Source organism: Campylobacter sp. IFREMER_LSEM_CL1890 (assembly GCF_025772045.1).
GTDB classification, from domain to species: Bacteria; Campylobacterota; Campylobacteria; order Campylobacterales; family Campylobacteraceae; genus Campylobacter_D; species Campylobacter_D lari_D.
In genome coordinates this window covers 1-19,959 of the sequence record NZ_JAKMRK010000011.1, presented here as the reverse complement: position 1 = coordinate 19,959, position 19,959 = coordinate 1, and the positions used below count along the sequence as shown (strand labels likewise).

Below are 19,959 nucleotides of genomic sequence, written 5' to 3'. Positions count from 1 at the left end.
ATTATAATTTACCTTTTTGTCCATTAATGCTGTGAATAAAAGCATAATCAATCTTAATTTGCTTTTCTAGTTCTATACTTTTTGCTAAATTATCAACTGTATTAGTAAAATCTTCAAATAAATAATTTGCTAAAGATCCTGGATTTGGATTGATCTCATTTAAATAAACCTCATCATCTATCACAAAAAAATCACAGCGAATCAAAGCTCCTTTAAATAAAGGATTATAAATTCTCGTAAAATTATCCCTTAATTTTTGTTTTAATTCTTCACTAATATTTGCTTCACTTACTTTAGAACTTTCTGAAAAACCTAAATATTTTTGTTCAAAATCTAAAATTTCATTTTTTCTAGGCTCTTCAATAATAGAAAATTCCATTTTTTCATCTATCATACAACCTGCTAAGTTATATTCTTTAATATTACTTACAAATTGTTCTATCACAACATCCTCATCAAATTCAAAAGCAACATCTTTGGCATACTTAAGCTCGCTTTCATCTTTAACTATGCTTATACCTATACTACTACCTAATCTTGCAGGCTTTAAAATACAAGGAAAATCCAAAGATACATTTTGCTCTTTATGCAAATTTAAAACCTTATAATCAAGTGTTTTCACCCCTACGCTTTGTGCATAAAGTTTAGTTAAAACCTTATTAAAAGATAAAACACTAGCTTCTATGCGTGGGCCTATGTATTTTATACCATAAAAATCAAACAAAGCAGCTATTTTGCCATCTTCACCATCTTTTCCATGTATGATATTTATCGCTATATCAATGTCAAGTTTTTTCTCACCTAACATAGTTTTTATAAAAAACCCACCCTGCTTTAGCACCAAGGCTTTTTCTTTTTTATAAGCACCGCTGCTAAAAGTTTTTGCATTCATTTTTTCTTCATCTATAAGAAAAAATTCCTTATTTTTATCACAAAATATAAATTTTTTTTGTGCTTTGAGTACTTTTTTTAATACCACAGCACTTACAATGCTAATTTCATGCTCATAAGAATTTGCGCCAAAAATTACACCATATATCATTATATTTTTCCTTTTATTATGCTAATTTTTTCAAAGCCTCTTTAATAAGCTCACTAGTATTTTTACTCTCACAAGTTCTTAAAACCTTTAAAATATTTTCTTGTTTAAAACCAAGTGAAAGTAAAGCTGCCAAAGCTTGTGCTTGGTCTTGATTAGAATTTTCTATATTGATTTTTGTATCACTTAACTCAGCTATAATTCTTTTTGCACTCTTTGGACCAATACCAGGAACTTTTTTAAATACACTCTCATCGCCACTTTGCAAAGCTGCATAAAAAGTATTAGTATCTAAGCTTGAGCAAAGTGCCATAGCAGTAGTTGCTCCTATACCACTAATTTTGATTAATAATTCAAACATTTTTTGCTCATTTATATCTAAAAATCCATATAATTTATGAGAGTCTTCTTTGATAATTTGTGTGATTAAAAACTCAATCTTTTGATCTTTTTCAAAATTACTTGAGCAAAAAAGCGAAACAAAAACACCATAACTTACCCCACTTGAAGTTTTCAAAACTACAAAAGTAGGTTCTTTTTTACTCACTATTCCTTCAATTGCCACTATCATTTAGTTTCTTCCTTGTAATTACTAATAGCACGAATTTCAAAAAGTTCCATCTCATTTTCTGTATTAATTTTTTGAAGCTCAAAACATTGAATTTTTTCTTCATCATGAGGATAATAGCTTAATTCTTTTCTAGGATTTAACAAAATGAATTTAATTTCATTTAAATCCATCCATTTTCCACTTTTATTAATAATCTTAGATTTTAAAAGTTTTTCTTGAATTTTCTTAAGCTTTTCCATATTTGCTTTTTCTTCTTCTTTTAAAGATTCTATTTTATTGGCAAAAATACTTAGATTTTCAATCTTTTGATTAAAATCTTTAATAGTAGCTTTATAAGCTTGCGGTATAGCTCTTTTTGCACTCATTAATTCTTTTACTTTTTGCTGTAAAATTCGTATGGAGTCTTTACTTATATTGATTGTGTGTTTAGTCTCTTCTATTTCTTTAACTAAATTTTCTTGTTCTTTTTTCAATCCATCAACATGTATTAGTATCTCTTCTCCGCTTTTTTCTTCTCCAAAAGCTTTAAGATCTTGAATTATAAATTTATTTCCACTGCCTTGAATTTTTTCAACATGGATTAAACTTTTAGCACTACATAAACAATTTCCGCCGAGTTCTTGTATGTAAATTTCATCAGCAATAATCTCTCCGCCCATAGCCTTTTTAATATTTACTTTTTTAGCCTTGATAGAGCCATTTTCCAAAGTTTCAGCAAAAATCTCCTCAGCCTCACAATATCCTCTTAAGATATTAACCTCAACCTTTTGTCCTATAATAGTGCTTTTATGATGCATATTGCCTTTAAGAATTATCTTTTTACCTCTTAAAACAGAATCTTGAGCCATATTACCAGTAACTTCTAATTCCTGAGCCTCAACAGTAATTCTAGGACCTATTGCATCTTCTAGAGTGTTTGTATTTTTAATCACAATAATAACTTGCTTATCAAAACCCGCCCAAATAGAACCTGTACTTTTAAAATCAACTTTACTAAATTCTAAATAATTTTCTATCTCATAAATGGATTTTCTTTGTATAATAAAACCATCTTTTTTAGCAATATATTTTATACTCTCATCATCTTCTTTAACTTCAAATTTATCAGAATAAACAACTTTTTCTTTATTTATTTTTGGTGGAAGTGCTTTTAAAATTTTAAATCTTAAATCCTTGCCATCGCTACCCTCTTTTGGCTTGATTCTCTCAATAGCCACCTCATCTTTTCCTATAGGTGCTACATAGTTTCTATTCATCACATCGTTATACTTTTTTAGATTTTCTAAATAATGATATTTTATTTCTTCATTTGTAGGCTCTTGCGGATTAATTCCTTTACATACTTCAAATTCAACTTCAAAATCAAATTTTTGCTTCTCTTTAATCTTAGCATTAAAATCAATAATTTGCTTTTTAAAGTCAAAAATTCTAAATCCAAGCAAGTATTTCTCTTTTATCATCACTTTATAAATAGCTTCTAAAAGCTCTAGAGCTAATTTGTCATGAAAAGCAATAGTTTCACTAGCTTTAACGCTGGCTTTTAATAAAGTACAAAGCTCATTAGTATATAAACTAACTTCAAAAGTTGAAATGCGTGCAAATTTTTTAAAATAAATTTCTATTTTATATTCTTGTTCTATATTTAATTCATGATTTAAAAATTTCTCATCTTCTTCAAAAATTTTCAACTCTTTTTCATTAACTTTTATCCATTCTTGATTATCATAAGTATAAGAAGTACTAAAACTTAACAACCTAAAATCAAGTTCATCAACTTCACATTTATTTTCAGAAGCAAATATTAAAAGCTCTCTATAAGGGTCTTTAGTGTATAAAATTTTCTTTTCTTCCATAGCTTAAGCTTCCTTATTATATATAAAATTTTGATTTTAGCAAAAATAAAATCAAAATTTAGTTAAAATTAGCTCTATTAAAAATTTTATAATACTCAAACTAATGTTTAAAGAATGAAAATTAATGAGAAAAAATATTGTTTTTAAAAATTTCATCATCAATGCCTTAGGAATTTTATTTTCTAGGATTATGGGCGTTTTAAGAGATATTGTTTTAGCTTTGTACTTAGGAGCTGGAATTTATAGCGATATTTTCTTTGTGGCTTTAAAAATGCCTGCTTTTTTTAGAAGAATTTTTGCAGAAGGGGCCTTTGGACAAGCTTTTTTACCAAGTTTTTTAAAAGCAAGTAAAAAAGGTGCTTTTTGTATAAATGTTTTATTGCAATTTAGTATTATAGTGTTTTTAACCTGTATTTTAGTGAGTTTTTTTGCTGAATTTTTTACAAAGATTTTTGCTTTTGGCTTTAATAAAGAAACAATTATCTTGGCTGCGCCTTTGGTTTCTATTAATTTTTGGTATTTGTTTTTTATTTTTTTGGTAACTTTTTTAGGCTCTTTATTAAATTATAAACAAAATTTTTTCATCACTTCTTTTTCTGCTTCATTTTTTAATCTTTTTGTTGTGATTGCAGGTTTTTTTGTCAATCAAGATGAGCCTTTAGAGGCCTTGTATTATTTTTCATATGCGACTGTCTTAAGTGGTTTAGCTCAACTTATATGGCATATTTTTGCTTTAAAAAATACTAGAATTTTAAAAAGCATGTATTTAAGCATAAAACTTAAAAAAACAAAGACTAGTTTAGATAAATTTCATTCTACTTTTACCCATGGACTTTTAGGCTCTTCGGCAAATCAAATTAGTTCATTATTAGATACTACTATAGCTAGTTTTTTAATGGCTGGAAGTATTTCGTATTTGTATTATTCTAACAGAGTTTTTCAGCTTCCTTTAGCTCTTTTTGCAATCGCTCTAAGTCAAGTAAGCTTTCCAAAAATACTAAGACATTTAAAAGCAAATGAAGAACAAAAAGCCTTAGCTTTTATGCAAAAAGCTTTTGAATATTTAAGTGTGCTTTTGATTTTAGCTAGTATAGTTGGGATTATCTTAGCTAAAGAAATTGTGGAGTTTTTATTTCAAAGAGGAAATTTTAATCAAGAAGATACAAAAATCACTGCATTTTTATTACAAGCTTATCTTTTAGGACTTTTACCTTTTGGTTTGCAAAAACTTTTCTCTTTGTGGCTTTATGCTAAATTTAAACAAAAAATAGCCGCTGTAATCGCCTTTAAAACACTTTTTATATCAGCATTTTTTAGCGTAGCGATTATTTTACTTATCAAAGAAGAAACTTATAAGAGCTTAGGCATTGCATTAGCTTCATCTATTAGTGCTTTTTATTTATTATATGCTAATATTAAAGAATTTGGCTTTAAAAATCTTTGGGGTATTTTTAGGGTTAAATTTTGGCTTATTAGTATAGTATTTTTAAGTTTATTTGCTCTAGGCTTATTTGAAATTAAAGATATTTTAATACAATTTTTAATTGGAATTTATCATTTTTTTAAAGGTTTATTTTAATGGTTTTTTTTGATAGTGTTTTAAAGAAAAAATGCGAATTTATCCCAAATGAGGCAAAAAAAGCAAACATTTATCTATGCGGACCTACTGTATATGATGATGCACATTTAGGACATGCAAGAAGTAGTGTTTGTTTTGATTTTTTAAGAAGAGTTTTACTAGCAAGTGATTATGAAGTGATTTTTGCTAGAAATTACACTGATATTGATGATAAAATTTTAAAAAAAATGCAAGAAAGTGGTAAAAGCTTAGAAGAAATTACAAATTTTTATATTAAAAGATATGATGAGGATATGCAAGCGCTTAATATCTTAGAACCTAACTTTAAGCCAAAGGCTACAGCTTATATTGAGCAAATGATTATATATATAGAAAAACTTTCAGAATTAAACCTAGCGTATAAACTTGAAGATGGAATTTATTTTGATACCAGCAAAGATGATAAATACTTTTATATCTCTAAAAGAAATTTAGAAGATAATCAATCACGCTTAGAAGAAAGTGTAGCCAAAAAAAATGATAGCGATTTTGTTTTATGGAAATTTGATGAAAAATTTTATCCTGCAAGTTTTGGTAAAGGAAGACCAGGCTGGCACACAGAATGCGTTGTGATGATAGAAAGTATTTTTAAAGATAAACTTGATATTCATGCAGGAGGCATAGATTTACTTTTTCCTCATCATGAAAATGAAGCTTGTCAGTGTCGTTGTAAAAACAATCATGAGTTGGCTAATTTTTGGCTGCATAATGGCTTTGTGCAAATTAATGGTGAAAAAATGAGCAAAAGCCTGGGAAATAGCTTTTTTCTAAAAGATTCTTTAAAACTTTTTAGTGGAGAGGTTTTGAGATTTTATCTTTTAAGTGTGCATTATAGAGCGCATTTTAACTACGCTTTAGAAGACTTACAAGCTACTAAAAAAAGACTTGATAAATTTTACCGTTTAAAAAAACGCTTAAATTTAAATGCTTTTATAGATGAAAAAACTACCATAGAAAGTGAAGTAGCTAAAAATATCTTAGAAGTTTTAAATGATGATTTAAATGCCTCTAAAGCCTTGGCTTTACTTGATGAGTTTATCAATGAAAGTAATATTTACTTAGATCAAAACCTAAAAGACAAAGCTTATAAAATACAATTAGAAAAAACCTTAAAAGAACTCGCTTTTATTTTTGGTATAGGTTTTATGGATACTATAAAATATTTTCAATTTGGCATTAGTAAAGAAAAATGTCAGGAAATAGAAGAAAAAATCGCTCTACGCAACAAGGCAAAGCAAGAAAAAAACTATGCCTTAGCAGATCAAATTCGTGATGATTTAGCTAAAGAGAATATTCTTTTAATGGATACACCAAATGGTGTGGTATGGGAGAAAAATGGATAAAAATTACAAAGAAATGAAGCTTAAAGAGGTTTTTACTCGCTTTAAGCCTTATTATAAAGATTATTGGTTTTATTTTGTTTTAGCTATTATTGGTATGCTTTTAACTAGTGGTGGAACAGCTGCTAGTGCATACATCATAGAGCCTATTTTAAATAAAATTTTTATAGAAAAAAATGTTGATTTGCTTTATTATATGCCTTTACTTGTTGTTTTAATTTATGCTTTAAAAAATCTTGGTGCTTATATGCAAGTTTATTATATATCTTATGTTGGGACAGATATTTTAAGAAGATTAAGAGAATTAGTTCTTGGCAATCTTTTGCGCTTAGATATGAGCTTTTTTCATAAATACAGAAGTGGAGAATTAATCAGCAGATGTACTTCTGATATTGGAGCTTTACAAAATATAGTTTCTACTATAATACCTGAAATTTTAAGAGAAAGTTTAACCGCGATTGGACTTTTAAGTGTGGTAATTTATCAAAGTCCAAAACTTGCTTTTTTTGCTTTAGTTATTTTACCTTTAGCAATTTACCCTCTTGCTATTTTTGCTAAAAAAATCAAAAAAATAGGACGCAATACTCAAGAAAAAAATTCTGATCTTACTTCAAGATTAAGTGAAATCTTTTCTAATATAGAACTTATTAAAGCTTCTAATGCAGGTAAAAATGAAATGCAAAAATTCAGCCAAACTAATAGCGAAGTTTGCAAACTTTCCTTAAAAGGCATTAGAATTGAAGCTTTAAGTAGCCCTTTAATGGAATCTATGGGTTCAATTGGCTTTGCAATAGTAATTATAATAGGTGGTAAAGAAGTAATTGATGGAAGTTTAAGCATAGGTTCTTTTTTTAGCTTTACTACAGCTTTATTTATGGCTTATACTCCTATTAAAAGACTTTCTTCACTTTATACAAGATTGCAAAATGCAGTAGCAGCTAGTGAGAGAACTTTTTATTTAACTGATTTAGAACCACAAATTAAAGGTGGCGATGAAAAACTTACAGAAAATATCCAAAATATTCATTTTAAAAATGTCTCTTTAAGCTATCAAAAAGATAAAACGGTATTAAAAGATGTAAATTTTTCTTTTGATAAAGGAGAAATTCTAGCCTTAGTTGGATCAAGTGGTGGAGGAAAATCTTCTATTATCAATCTTTTGATGTATTTTTTTGAAAAAGATAGTGGTGAGATTTTAATCAATCAAAAAGACATTAGCTCTTTTGATATTATTAGTTTAAGAGAAAATATTTCTTTGGTAACTCAAAATATTTATATATTTAATGACACTATAGCTCAAAATATTGCTTATGCTAAAGAATATAACGAAACACGCGTGATAGAGGTTTTAAAACAAGCTAATGCTTATGATTTTGTCCAAGAACTTGGTGGTATACATACTGAATTAAAAGAACATGGAAAAAATCTCTCCGGCGGACAAAAACAACGCATTGCCATAGCAAGGGCTTTATATAAAAATCCTCAAATTTTAATTTTTGATGAAGCAACCTCAGCACTTGATAATGAAAGTGAAAAAGCCATAGTAAAAACCATAGAAAGCTTAAAAAAAGATCGCTTAATACTCATCATCGCTCATAGGCTTAGCACTATAGAAAATGCTGACAAAATTGCTGTGCTTGATAAAGGAAAAATAGCTTCTATAGGAAATGATGCTTATTTAATGCAACATTGTGAAATTTATCAAAAATTAAAACAAAAAGCACAAAAAACTGATAAAGTTAAAGAAAATGAAAACTAAGAATTATCATTTTTTTAGTAAAATATGCTATTTTGTAAAAAAGGAAAAATATGACTTATGAAAGTTTAAAACCTTTAATATATAAATTAGATCCAGAAAATGCCCATGCTTTAGCTGAATTTAGTATGCGAACGCTAGATTGTATATTTCCTGGAGGGCTTAGTTTTTTTGCAAAAGATTGTATAATAAATGATGAAATTTTAAATCAAGAAATTTTTAATTTAAATTTTTACAATCCTGTGGGCTTAGCAGGTGGCTTTGATAAAAATGCAACTATGATAAGACCGCTAAGTGCTTTAGGTTTTGGCTTTTTAGAATATGGAACTTTCACCCCAAAACCTCAAAATGGCAACGAAAAACCTAGACTTTTTAGACTTGTTGAACAAGAAAGTATTCAAAATGCTATGGGTTTTAATAATAAAGGTAAAAATGCTATCGCAAAAGAAGTAAAAAAAGTCTATCCTTTTAGCATACCTTTAGTAGCAAATATAGGCAAAAATAAAATCACTCCAAATGAAGAAGCTATTAATGATTATATTATTTTATTAAAAGAATTTAAAGATTTGTGCGATTTGTTTGTGATTAATATATCCTCTCCAAATACCAAAAATTTAAGAGATTTACAAAGTGAGGAATTTGTAAACACCCTATTTAATCAAGCAAAAGAAATCACAAAAAAACCTGTGATTTTAAAAATTGCTCCAGATATGAGTATAGATAGTGCAATTTCACTTTGCAAAAGTGCTATTAGTGCAAAAGCTGATGGTATTATCATGGCAAATACTAGTATAGATTATTCTTTAATTGATAATACAAGAACCTTTGGTGGAATTAGTGGTAGATTAATCACTCAAAAAAGTGCGACATTTTTTAAAGAAGTAGCTAAAGAAATTTATCAAGATACTATTTTAATAGCAAGCGGTGGTATAGATAGTGCTGAACTTGCTTATGAACGCATTAAAAATGGAGCTAGTTTGGTTCAAATTTATACAGCTATGATTTTTAAAGGACCAAGTATTGTTAAAAATATCAATCAAGGATTAATTGAACTTTTAAAACAAGATGGTTTTAATCATATTAGTCAAGCTATAGGAGTTAATTTTAAATGATTAATTATAAAAAAATCACCCTTGAAAATGAACTTGAAATTTACACTTTACCTGTAAATAAAAAAAGCGGGGTTATAAGTGTAGATATTTTTTATAAAGTTGGCTCAAGAAATGAAAAAATGGGAAAAAGCGGCATAGCTCACATGCTTGAACATTTAAATTTTAAAAGTACAAAAAATTTAAAAGCAGGCGAATTTGATGAGATAGTCAAGGGTTTTGGTGGAGTGGATAATGCAAGTACTGGTTTTGACTATACGCATTATTTTATAAAATGCTCTAGTGAAAATTTAGACAAATCTTTGTGGCTTTTTGCTGAATTAATGCGTAATTTAAATTTAAAAGATGATGAGTTTCAGCCTGAAAGAAATGTAGTTTTAGAAGAAAGGCGTTGGAGAACTGATAATAATCCTTTAGGATATTTATATTTTAGATTATACAATCATGCCTTTTTACATCATCCATATCATTGGACTCCAATAGGCTTTTTTAAAGATATACAAAATTGGAAAATAGGAGATATACAAGATTTTCATCAAACTTTTTATCAACCCAAAAATGCTATTTTGCTTGTGAGTGGCGATATTAATGAAGATGAAGTTTTCAATCTTGCTAAAAAACATTTTCAAGATATAAAAAACACCAAAGAAATCCCTATAGTTCATGAAAAAGAACCTGAACAAGATGGTGCTAAACGCGTGATCTTGCACAAAGAAAGCGATACACAACTACTAGCACTTGCATACAAAATTCCTGCATTTAATCATGAAGATATGCCAAAACTTTGCGCATTGAGTGAGCTTTTAGGAAATGGAAAAAGTTCTTTAATAAGTGAAATTTTAATTGATAAATTAGAACTAATCAATGAATTTTATGCCTATGCAAGTGAAAATATAGATGAGAATTTATTTATATTTATTTGTGTTTGTAATGAAGATATAAAAGCAGAAGATGTTGAAAAAGAGCTTTTGAAAATTCTTGAAGATGTAAAAAATGCCAAATTTGATGATGCTATCATGGAAAAAATCAAAAATACCGTAAAAAGTGATTTTATTTTTTCACTAAGCAATGCAAGTAGCGTTGCAAATATTTATGGATCTTATCTTGCAAAGGGTGATTTAAAACCTTTGCTTGATTATGAAAAAAATATAGAAAATCTAAGCAAAGATGATTTAATTCATTGTGCTAGAAAATACTTCAATGAAGACAAATCTACAACAATAATCTTAAAAAGGGGCGAAAATGGACAATAACATCATCATAGGAGCAATGACAGCTTTAATAACTCCATTTAAAAATGGAAAATTAGATGAGCAAACTTACCATAAACTTATCAAAAGACAAATCGCAAATGGAATTGATGTAGTAGTGCCTGTTGGAACAACCGGAGAAAGTGCCACCTTAACCCATGAAGAGCATAGAATTTGTATAGAAATAGCACTAGATGCATGCAAAGGAAGTTCTTGTAAGGTTTTAGCAGGAGCAGGAAGCAATGCCACACATGAAGCTGTAAGTTTAGCTAAGTTTGCACAAGAGCATGGAGCTGATGGAATTTTAAGCGTTACTCCATATTATAACAAACCCACACAAGAAGGTTTATATCTTCATTATAAAGAAATAGCAAAAAGTATAGATATACCTGTACTTTTATATAATGTCCCAGGAAGAACAGGGTGTGAGCTTCAAACAGAAACTATTATAAGATTATTTAGAGATTGTGAAAATATTTACGGGGTAAAAGAAGCTAGTGGAAGCATTGATAAATGCGTTGATTTGCTAGCGCATGAACCTAGAATGATACTTTTAAGCGGGGAAGATGCGATTAATTATCCTATACTTTCAAATGGCGGTAAGGGTGTGATTTCAGTTACTTCAAATTTACTTCCTGATATGATTTCAAAATTAACTCATCTAGCTTTAAAAGAAAAATACATTGAAGCTAAAAAAATCAATGATGAGTTATATAATATTAATAAAATTTTATTTTGTGAAAGCAATCCTATACCTATTAAAGCGGCAATGTATATAGCAGGTTTAACCCCTACTTTAGAATATCGTTTGCCACTTTGCAAACCTAGTGATTGCAATTTAACAAAAATAGAAGCGATTATGAAAAACTATAATATAAAAGGATTTTAATGGATACTTTTTTTCAAAATAAAACTTTAGTAATTAGCGGTGGAACAAGAGGGATTGGTAAAGCTATTGTATATGAGTTTGCAAAAGCGGGAGCCAATGTAGCTTTTACTTATAATTCTAATGCAGATTTAGCTCAAGAAATTGTGAAAGATTTAGAAAATAATTATAAAATCAAAGCAAAGGCTTATGAATTTAATATACTTGAACCAGAAACATATAAAGAGTTATTTGAAAAAATTGATCAAGATTTTGATAGAATAGATTTTTTCATCTCTAATGCTATCATTTCAGGTCGTGCTGTTGTAGGTGGATATACTAAATTTATGAAATTAAAGCCAAAAGGTATTAATAATATTTTCACAGCAACCGTAAATGCTTTTGTTGTTGGAGCGCAAGAAGCGGCAAAAAGAATGGAAAAAGTTGGTGGGGGTAGTATATTATCTATTTCTTCAACAGGAAATTTAGTTCATATTGAAAATTATGCTGGTCATGGTACAGCTAAAGCAGCGGTTGAAGCTATGGCAAGATATGCTGCAACCGAGCTTGGTTCTAAAAATATCCGTGTAAATGTAGTTAGCGGTGGACCAATTGATACTGACGCGCTTAAAGCATTTACAAATTATGAAGAGGTAAAAAATGCAACTATCAATCTTAGTCCGCTAAACCGCATTGGACAGCCACAAGATCTAGCTGGCGCATGTTTATTTTTATGCTCTGATAAGGCAAATTGGATCACAGGCCATACTTTGATCGTAGATGGTGGCACCACCTTTAAGTAATATTACCTTAAGGGTGCTTTATAAAGGATTTTAAAAGTATGAATTTACCCAACATCTTAGCTTTTATAAGGATATTATTAGCTCCACTTTTGTTTTTTTTACTTATTAATGATTTTGAAAATATCCATCCTAGTTGGGTAGATTATTTTGCTTGTGTTATTTTTAGCATAGCTGCTTTAACTGATTTTTTCGATGGCTATATTGCAAGAACTTGGAATCAAACTACTAAACTTGGAGCTATTATAGATCCTTTAGCAGATAAAATGCTTATTCTAGCTGCATTTTTAGGGTTATTACTTACGCAAAAAGCTGATCCATGGATGGTTTACATTATCTTAGTAAGAGAATTTTTCATCACCGGCTTTAGAGTGGTTATGGTAAGTGAAAAATTTGATGTAAGTGCTTCTTTTGCAGGCAAAATAAAAACAACCTTTCAAATGATAGCTATTATATTTTTAATCATGCAATGGCCTTTTGCCAATACATTGTTATTTATTGCTTTAGTGCTTACACTTTATTCAGCTTTTGAATACATACTAGCTTATGTAAAACATTTAAAAAAAGGTATAAATTGAAATCATATTTATTTTTATTTATTATCTTAGCTATTGGCTTTAAATTTTATTCTTTTAGTTTTTTAATAACACTTTTAGTGATATCTTTTTTAATTTTTTTTCACGAATTAGGACATTTTTTAGCTGCAAAACATATGAGAGTTGATGTAGAAATTTTTAGCATAGGTTTTGGAAAAGCTATTTTTAAAAAAACTTACAAAAATACAGAATATCGCTTATCCGCCCTACCATTTGGTGGTTATGTTAAGCTTAAAGGACAAGATGATTTAAATCCTAGTGAAAAAAATTATGAGCCAAATAGCTATAACACTTTAAGTCCTTTAGCTAGAATTTATATACTTTTTGCAGGACCATTTTTTAACTTTTTTCTAGCATTTTTACTTTATATAGCCATAGGTTTTTTAGGAGTTCAAAAACTTGCGCCTGTTGTTGGAGATATAGCGCCAAACTCAGCTGCACAAAAAGCAAATTTACAAATTGGTGATAAAATCCTAGCTATAGATGGGGTTCAAATTCAAAGTTTTGAAGAAATTGGCAAACTTGTTCACGCAAAACCAACCCTGCTTGACATAGAACGCGATAATAAATTTATCAATATCACTTTAACACCGCAAATTGACCAAGGTTATAATGAGTTTTATCAAAAAGTTCAAAAACCTCTTATTGGTATAGCACCTAAGGGTGAGTTTGTTACTATTTATCACTCAGGAATTAGCAGTTTGAAATATGCTTATGAAGAAAGCATAAATGCTTCTTTGCTTATTTTCAAAGGTCTTGCTAAAATCATCAGTGGGGAATTAGATGCTAAAAATATGGGTGGAATCATCACTATGGTGGATATAACCTCCAAAGCAGCAAATACTAGTATAGTAGTTTTATTTTTAATCACAGCTTTAATTTCCATCAATCTTGGAGTACTAAATTTACTTCCGATACCAGCACTAGATGGAGGACATATACTTTTTAATCTTTATGAATTAATTTTTAAAAAAGAAGTACCAAAAGTATGTTTTGAATATCTTAGTTATTTTGGCATGGCTTTACTTTTAAGCTTAATGGTATTTGTAACTTACAACGACATTACTCGTTTTATAAGCAATTAATAAGTCCTAGTAGCAAAATCATAGCGATTAAACTCGGCTATACTATTTTTACGATAAAAGCTATTATAAAATTGCTTACTTAAACTTTGTTCATAATTTAGTCTAAACTTAACCCACATTGCCGTTTGATCTTTTGCACTTGTTTTTTCATCTTGATAATTAAGTGATAAATCCAAAATAGAAATTGGAGAATAAGTAATGTTATACTGATTTTGTGTTTCTTTCATGTTAGAATTTACATTTAAAACATTTAAATAAGGTAAATCAAATATAACCCCAAACTCTGTACTATCATCACTATTATTTTCTTTTATATCATAATGATTAGCATATGCTTTAAAATATTGACTAAATTGCAATTCAGCACCAAAACTATTTTTTGCATAAGCTTGTTTATATTGATCGTTAAAATAATTAAAACCAAAATTGATTTCATCAAATTCATAACGATTAATAATTCCCAAAGAATAAGCTTGCTCTAACTGCCCTATTCTTGCTTGTTTTTCTAAAAGTAAAGTAGCATTATCATAATCTAAAATTGAGTTGATATTTTTAATATTTACATTTAAAGCGTTATAATCTAAACTAGCTTCTGTTTTATCCTTTGAGCTTAAATTTAAAACCTGTGCTAAAGAATTACTAGCAAAAGTACCAAAATCAACATTTTGAGCTTGATACTCCTGCGGTTTTTGAAAAAATACTTGTTTGGAAATTGCATTTGTTTTTTGTTCTTTAGTTATATTAACATCACCCTCACTTAAGCTTTCTTCTAAATTAGAAGCAAGCACATTTAAACATATACAACTTAAAAAAATGTATTTTTTCATTTAACCTCTTATTAAATATGTTTTTTATGCTCTATTTCGCTTATCATTTTTTCATTTATATCTTGAATTTGCTTAATATGTGCATAAATTTTTCTTTCCTCTTTGACTATTTGATTGTTTCTTATATAATCAAATAATTTTTCTATATAAGAATTTAAATTTTGATTTAAAACATAAATATTACTTGTAGAATCAAATTTGGCTAAATTTTTATCTTCTATATCTTCTATTTTGGAATTAATCACACAAGAGCAAGCTAGATATGTTTTTAAGCAACACTCTAAATAAAGCAATATTTTATTAGTATCAACACTTGTCTTAGAAATCTCATCTAATAAAATTTTAGCTTTTTCATCAACACCGGTAAACACCTCTTGAAATTCTTCTAAACTTGAGTTAGATTTTTTAGCAACTTTATAAGCTTCATTAGTTATATTTTTAATATTACTCATTTGCTCTATTGATACTTTAATCATCACAGAAATTTCTTTGGCGGCCTCTTGAGTTTTTTCAGCTAAATGTCTTACCTCATCTGCAACTACCGCAAAACCTCTACCATGCTCTCCTGCACGAGCTGCCTCAATAGCTGCATTTAATGCTAAAAGATTGGTTTGCTCTGTAATATCTTCTATAATAGATATAAAAGAAGAAACATTATTAATTTGCTGTGAAAAAGTATCCATTAAAGTATGAATTTGAGTGATATTTTCACCTAAATTTTGCAAATCGACTGAAATTAATTCTGCATTTTTGGCACTTTTTGAAGAATGAGTAGAAATATCATTTGCCTGCTCATATATATCATGCATAGTGCTTGCATTATCATTTAATTTCACATTAATCAAAGCTAATTCTTTTTGCAAAGAATCTGACATATCCTTAGAAACATTTTCAACGACAATACTTCTTATGGATAAATTTTGAGTTTTTTCTATTTCTAAAGTAGCTTCATTAATAATTTTAGCATTATATGCGAAAGTACCCATTAAGCCTTCTAATCTTGCTTTTCTATAAAATCTTTGTTCTTTTACAGCTAAAATAGCATTAAGAATTTCTCTGTTAAAAGCCTCCATTTGATCAGCTAAATCATTCACAACCCAACTTAATTTTCCTACTCCAGATTTTGGAACAGCTATATGAGTAATTCTTGCTTCCAAATTTCCTTTTGTAAGCTCATTTAAAACTTGAGTAATCCTTAAAACTTCTTTATTTCTATAATAAGCACTAGCAAGCCCAAATAACACCACTAAAGTTCCAATCACACAAAAAATAAAACCAAAAATATTATTTTCTACTATTTCCAAGATTGCCATCAAACAAAATAAAAATAAAGCAAAATAATTTACAGATTGATTGATATTATATTGATAAAACCAATTCTTCATAACTCATCCCTTTTGTATTTAAATAATCATCAAGTTTCTTCCTTGATGCACCTTTTCCACCTTTTTGCTCTTCAATCAAAAGCTCTTTGTATAATTTTTCTATTTTTTCAACTGCTTCTTTTTTGGGTTTTAAACGCATAGAATAATACCCAACAACTTCTCCTTTGGAATCAAACGAAGGACTGATAAAAGCCAAAACCCAATAAAATGATCCATCTTTTGATAGATTCTTAACATAAGCTATAATCTCTTTTTTACTCTTAAGTCTTTCCCAAAGTAATTCAAAAACAACTTTTGGCATATCCGGATGACGCACTATATTATGAGGTTTTCCCAATAATTCTTCCTCACTATAGCCCGAAAGAGAAATAAAGATTCTATTGCAATATATGATTTTTCCTGTAGTATCTGTTTTGGAAATAATCATTTGTCCGTCATTGAAAAATTTTTGATTATTATTTGGCAAAATTTTTCTTTTCATATACCCTCCTTAAAATATTAATTTTAATATACCAATATATAAAATTAATAAATCAAGGATTAAATAAGTCCTTTTTTAAGCTTTCTAATTAAGAATCTTGCAGGATGTAAGGCATATAAAAATTCTTTTTTTATTCTTGGCTCATCAAAAATCAATGAGCTCATCACTCTAGCACAAACAATAGCACTAGCAAAAGCTCTAGATCCATGAGCAATAGAAAAATACAAAGGAATAAAATCATTTGGTATGACTTGATTTTTATTTTTATGCCATAAAAGTGCTTTATAATTTTGCATATAAAAATTTTCATCATAGGCTTGACCTGCTATGGCAAATCTATCACTAGAATATGATCTAAATCCTACTTTACCGCCCATTATCTCTAAATTTTCATCGTGCAAAAACTCTTTTACATTTTCAATATTTTGCAAATCATCATTTTTTAAAAGCGTTGTATCTTGATTAAGCCTATCATAACTTGCGCCAATAAGTTGTAAATTAAGCTCCTCATTAATAGGACAAATATATCCTTTAGAAGATAAGGCATGCGGGTTTTTTAAAAATGGTTTTAAATGAGTACATTGACCTCTTACACTACTTAATTTCATATATTTATACTCTAAAAAATTCTTAACATCAGCACCTTGAGCATAGATTAACACATCATAATCTTTTAAAATTTTTTGATTATTAAAATTTAAAAAAAACTTTTCATTTTTATAAGAATAATCTTTAAATTCATACTCAAAAAATACCCTAGCCTTGCTTTTTTGCAAAAGTGTCTTCACAAGCTCTTGAGGTTTTATACAAAATCCATCTTTTAAAAAGGCTTGATTATTAATAATTTCAAATAAAACATTATCTTTTTGACTATCAAAACGCTCTTGCATAAGCTCATTATGAGCAAATTCATAAACCCCTTGTGGAATTAAATTTAAAATTTGTCTATAAAATCTACTTGCTTCTAAAAAAGCATATTGTGAAAACTCACCCAATAAAACATCTGGTTTTAAAATCAAAGAACTTAAAATTCCATTGATATTTCCAGAAGCGCCTTTTCCTAATGAATTTTCTTTTTCAAAAACATCTACTTGAACATTTCTTAAAGAAAGCTCATAAGCCATGCTTGCTCCGGCTATACCTGCTCCGATAATAGCTATTTTTTGAATCTCTTTTTTTAAAGATGGGGTATTAAAATATGCAAATTTATCTTCAAATTCTAAACCATTAAAAATGGCTTGTATCATTTCTCTTTTTCTAAAACCTTTTATCTTTTGCACTTGAAAATTGTTGTTAATTAAAGCCTTTTTTAAAACACTAGCAGAAGAAAAAGTTAAAACCTTAGCATTTATTTTTGAGTTTTTAGCAACATCGTTTATAATATTATCATCAAACATATCTTGATTTTTAGAAGGTGAAAAACCATCTAAATACCAAATATTTGCCTTAAAGTCTAAATTTTGTAGATTTTCTTTAGCATCACCAAACACCAAATCTAAAAAACAATCTTGAAAATAAAACCTATAAACTCCATCCTTACATGGAGGATAAAAATTTAAAAATTGCTCTAAAACTTCTTTAAATTCCTCATAAAAACCAAGTTTTTTATAAATTTCTCTTAATTTATCTTTTTCTATATAAAAATTTTCAAAGCTAAGATAAAAAAGTCTTTGATTGTGTTTTTTTTCTTTTAAAAAACGCTTTAATGTAAGAAAGAAATTTAAGCCTATACCAAAACCAAGTTCTGCTACAATAGTTTGTTTGTTTTCAAAGTCAAAAGCATTTGTATATATAAATTTGCTTTCACTTAAACCATCACTAGAATTAAAATAATAATCATCAAAATCCAAAGAAAAAGGCGCATTATTTTTTATAATAATATTTGCTTTTTTCATTGATTCTTATAAAAATAACTTTCAATTCCATTGGCAATACCAATGGCTAATAATTCTTGGAAATTTTTATTTGTCAATCTATTTCTTTCACTAGGATGGCTAATATAACCTGTTTCAATCAAAATCGCTGGCATTTGTGCTCCTACTAAAACCCAAAACGGAGCCTCTCTAACCCCACCATCAACAACTTTATATTTTTTTCTTACATTGCTCAAAATTTTTTTCTGCACATCGATAGCTAATTTATTTGAAGCAACTATTTTTTCACGATTTAAAAAATTTAAAAATGTTTGCTTGGAAAAATAATTCATTTCTTCAAAATCTGATTGATTTTCTGCTTCAGCAGCTTTTTTACTTCTTTCGCTTCTTGCAGGAGATAAAAAGAAAGTTTCAATTCCTTGCAAAGTCTTAGCTCTTTGTTTATTTGGTGCTGCATTTGCATGGATAGAAATAAACAAATCTGCCATTTTCTCATTAGCCATGGAAGTTCTATCTCTAAGGTTTATAAATTTATCAGTACTTCTTGTGTAATAAATTTTATATCCTCTTTTTTTTAGCTCATTTCCAAGTTTTAAAGCCACACTTAAAACTACATCCTTTTCTCTAACACCCTTATCTCCTAAAGTTCCTGGATCCTTGCCTCCATGACCTGGGTCAATTACTATAATTTTGCCTGATTTTTTGATAGTAGCTTTTGCTACTTTTGAAGTATTTTTTACTGGCGTTTTCTTAATCTTTTTCTCAAATCCTACAAATAGCTCATCATCATCCAAATCAAGACTAGTCTTAAAATCACTAGTAGAATTTAAAACAATTCTTACTGTAGTTTTATTAAACTGCACTATTGTGATAGATTGATTTTTATTAATATCAATTTTTTTTCTATCACCTTCTAGAATGGCTTCAAAACTCACAATAGAACGATACATTTTACCATCTTTAAAAGAGTTGATTTTAATATCTTCAATATCAATATCATTGTTTAATTTTAAATTAACACCACTTTTATCTTTACTTGATTTTAAAATATATAAAGGTTCATTTCTAACAACTTCTTTTTTAACTTCTGTTTTTTTAATCTCGCTTTGTTTTTTAACTATAGGTTTAGGCTCTTCTTTTTTTTCTATTTTTTCAAGTCCCATAAAAAGACTTTGATCTTTAAGCTCTATTTTTACTTTTAACTCTTTTTTAGAACTCAAAACTAAACGCATGCTAGTTGGATTAAATTGTGATACAATAATATCAAAATCTTTAAATTCAAAATTTCTCTTTGGCCCTTTTAAAATTCCATCAAAATCTGCAACATAACGAAAATTATCACCTTTTAAAGTAAAATTTTTTATATCTTTTTGGCTAATTTTTTCACTCAAATCAAGCAAAACACCATTATCTAATTTTTTAACATCAAGAATAAAAAGCTCTTTTTGTGCCGAAGTTTTTTTATCTTCTTTTTTATCTTCTTTTTTATCTTCTTTTTTATCTTCTTTTT

Annotated in this window: 17 protein-coding genes; 9 read left to right on the top strand and 8 right to left on the bottom strand. The window is 28.2% G+C overall.

Annotation, left to right across the window (positions count from 1 at the left end):
* Position 1 precedes the first annotated feature (1 nt).
* The 3 genes from L8W57_RS06365 to L8W57_RS06355 are packed head-to-tail and all read right to left on the bottom strand — an operon-like array spanning position 2 to position 3,463.
* A complete protein-coding gene (locus tag L8W57_RS06365; RefSeq protein WP_133319232.1) occupies positions 2-1,042 on the bottom strand; it encodes a D-alanine--D-alanine ligase in 1,041 nt (346 codons plus the stop codon).
* Between the two features lie 16 nt (positions 1,043-1,058).
* Complete coding sequence (ruvA, locus tag L8W57_RS06360) at positions 1,059-1,610, bottom strand: Holliday junction branch migration protein RuvA (RefSeq protein ID WP_133319233.1); 552 nt, start codon at positions 1,608-1,610, stop codon at positions 1,059-1,061.
* Positions 1,607-3,463, bottom strand: a complete 1,857-nt coding sequence (locus L8W57_RS06355) for a FapA family protein (RefSeq protein WP_263662229.1) — start codon at positions 3,461-3,463, stop codon at positions 1,607-1,609. Before L8W57_RS06355 ends, ruvA begins: the two co-directional genes overlap by 4 nt.
* 124 nt (positions 3,464-3,587) lie before the next feature.
* Between L8W57_RS06355 and murJ the strand changes: the two genes are divergently transcribed.
* From murJ to rseP, 9 genes are read left to right on the top strand one after another with little or no spacing between them, the layout of a single operon-like run.
* Positions 3,588-5,042, top strand: coding sequence for a murein biosynthesis integral membrane protein MurJ (murJ, locus tag L8W57_RS06350; protein ID WP_133319235.1), 1,455 nt, complete (start codon positions 3,588-3,590; stop codon positions 5,040-5,042).
* Positions 5,042-6,424, top strand: a complete 1,383-nt coding sequence (gene cysS, locus L8W57_RS06345; protein ID WP_133319236.1) for a cysteine--tRNA ligase — start codon at positions 5,042-5,044, stop codon at positions 6,422-6,424. The genes murJ and cysS overlap by 1 nt, the downstream gene beginning before the upstream one ends.
* Complete coding sequence (locus L8W57_RS06340) at positions 6,417-8,180, top strand: ABC transporter ATP-binding protein (protein ID WP_133319340.1); 1,764 nt, start codon at positions 6,417-6,419, stop codon at positions 8,178-8,180. Before cysS ends, L8W57_RS06340 begins: the two co-directional genes overlap by 8 nt.
* A gap of 50 nt (positions 8,181-8,230) precedes the next feature.
* Entirely contained in the window at positions 8,231-9,289 is a 1,059-nt protein-coding gene (locus tag L8W57_RS06335) for a quinone-dependent dihydroorotate dehydrogenase (RefSeq protein ID WP_263662228.1), read from the top strand.
* Positions 9,286-10,539, top strand: a complete 1,254-nt coding sequence (locus L8W57_RS06330) for a M16 family metallopeptidase (RefSeq protein ID WP_133319238.1) — start codon at positions 9,286-9,288, stop codon at positions 10,537-10,539. Before L8W57_RS06335 ends, L8W57_RS06330 begins: the two co-directional genes overlap by 4 nt.
* Entirely contained in the window at positions 10,529-11,425 is an 897-nt protein-coding gene (dapA, locus tag L8W57_RS06325; protein WP_133319239.1) for a 4-hydroxy-tetrahydrodipicolinate synthase, read from the top strand. The genes L8W57_RS06330 and dapA overlap by 11 nt, the downstream gene beginning before the upstream one ends.
* Entirely contained in the window at positions 11,425-12,204 is a 780-nt protein-coding gene (locus tag L8W57_RS06320; RefSeq protein WP_087689753.1) for an enoyl-ACP reductase, read from the top strand. Before dapA ends, L8W57_RS06320 begins: the two co-directional genes overlap by 1 nt.
* A gap of 38 nt (positions 12,205-12,242) precedes the next feature.
* Entirely contained in the window at positions 12,243-12,779 is a 537-nt protein-coding gene (pgsA, locus tag L8W57_RS06315) for a CDP-diacylglycerol--glycerol-3-phosphate 3-phosphatidyltransferase (RefSeq protein WP_133319240.1), read from the top strand.
* The gene (gene rseP, locus L8W57_RS06310) at positions 12,776-13,882 is read left to right on the top strand and encodes an RIP metalloprotease RseP (protein ID WP_263662227.1); all 1,107 of its coding nucleotides are present in this window, start codon (positions 12,776-12,778) and stop codon (positions 13,880-13,882) included. Before pgsA ends, rseP begins: the two co-directional genes overlap by 4 nt.
* Here the strand turns inward: rseP and L8W57_RS06305 are convergent.
* From L8W57_RS06305 to L8W57_RS06285, 5 genes are all read right to left on the bottom strand, one after another.
* The gene (locus tag L8W57_RS06305; protein WP_133319242.1) at positions 13,879-14,709 is read right to left on the bottom strand and encodes a hypothetical protein; all 831 of its coding nucleotides are present in this window, start codon (positions 14,707-14,709) and stop codon (positions 13,879-13,881) included. The two genes, rseP and L8W57_RS06305, sit on opposite strands and share 4 nt — an antisense overlap.
* An 11-nt stretch (positions 14,710-14,720) precedes the next feature.
* Positions 14,721-15,518 carry a methyl-accepting chemotaxis protein gene (locus tag L8W57_RS07960; RefSeq protein WP_263662238.1) on the bottom strand — a complete coding sequence of 266 codons (798 nt, stop codon included), beginning with the start codon at positions 15,516-15,518 and terminating at the stop codon, positions 14,721-14,723.
* Between the two features lie 550 nt (positions 15,519-16,068).
* On the bottom strand, positions 16,069-16,575 hold the full coding sequence (locus L8W57_RS06295) for a PAS domain-containing protein (RefSeq protein WP_133319244.1): 507 nt from the start codon (positions 16,573-16,575) through the stop codon (positions 16,069-16,071).
* Between the two features lie 59 nt (positions 16,576-16,634).
* Entirely contained in the window at positions 16,635-18,470 is a 1,836-nt protein-coding gene (mnmC, locus tag L8W57_RS06290; RefSeq protein WP_133319245.1) for a bifunctional tRNA (5-methylaminomethyl-2-thiouridine)(34)-methyltransferase MnmD/FAD-dependent 5-carboxymethylaminomethyl-2-thiouridine(34) oxidoreductase MnmC, read from the bottom strand.
* Positions 18,467-19,959: N-acetylmuramoyl-L-alanine amidase family protein (locus tag L8W57_RS06285; protein ID WP_263662225.1), on the bottom strand; the 1,493-nt coding region annotated here is incomplete at its 5' end. The genes mnmC and L8W57_RS06285, both read right to left, overlap by 4 nt.

Bases quoted from the DNA above. Each gene is read 5' to 3' on its own strand.
- L8W57_RS06305 (WP_133319242.1), bottom strand. From the start codon at position 14,709: ATGAAAAAATACATTTTTTTAAGTTGTATATGTTTAAATGTGCTTGCT.
- murJ (WP_133319235.1), top strand. From the start codon at position 3,588: ATGAGAAAAAATATTGTTTTTAAAAATTTCATCATCAATGCCTTAGGA.
- dapA (WP_133319239.1), top strand. From the start codon at position 10,529: ATGGACAATAACATCATCATAGGAGCAATGACAGCTTTAATAACTCCA.
- ruvA (WP_133319233.1), bottom strand. From the start codon at position 1,610: ATGATAGTGGCAATTGAAGGAATAGTGAGTAAAAAAGAACCTACTTTT.
- L8W57_RS06330 (WP_133319238.1), top strand. From the start codon at position 9,286: ATGATTAATTATAAAAAAATCACCCTTGAAAATGAACTTGAAATTTAC.
- L8W57_RS07960 (WP_263662238.1), bottom strand. From the start codon at position 15,518: ATGCATGATATATATGAGCAGGCAAATGATATTTCTACTCATTCTTCA.
- L8W57_RS06320 (WP_087689753.1), top strand. From the start codon at position 11,425: ATGGATACTTTTTTTCAAAATAAAACTTTAGTAATTAGCGGTGGAACA.
- L8W57_RS06340 (WP_133319340.1), top strand. From the start codon at position 6,417: ATGGATAAAAATTACAAAGAAATGAAGCTTAAAGAGGTTTTTACTCGC.
- cysS (WP_133319236.1), top strand. From the start codon at position 5,042: ATGGTTTTTTTTGATAGTGTTTTAAAGAAAAAATGCGAATTTATCCCA.
- L8W57_RS06335 (WP_263662228.1), top strand. From the start codon at position 8,231: ATGACTTATGAAAGTTTAAAACCTTTAATATATAAATTAGATCCAGAA.
- L8W57_RS06295 (WP_133319244.1), bottom strand. From the start codon at position 16,575: ATGAAAAGAAAAATTTTGCCAAATAATAATCAAAAATTTTTCAATGAC.
- mnmC (WP_133319245.1), bottom strand. From the start codon at position 18,470: ATGAAAAAAGCAAATATTATTATAAAAAATAATGCGCCTTTTTCTTTG.
- pgsA (WP_133319240.1), top strand. From the start codon at position 12,243: ATGAATTTACCCAACATCTTAGCTTTTATAAGGATATTATTAGCTCCA.
- L8W57_RS06365 (WP_133319232.1), bottom strand. From the start codon at position 1,042: ATGATATATGGTGTAATTTTTGGCGCAAATTCTTATGAGCATGAAATT.
- L8W57_RS06355 (WP_263662229.1), bottom strand. From the start codon at position 3,463: ATGGAAGAAAAGAAAATTTTATACACTAAAGACCCTTATAGAGAGCTT.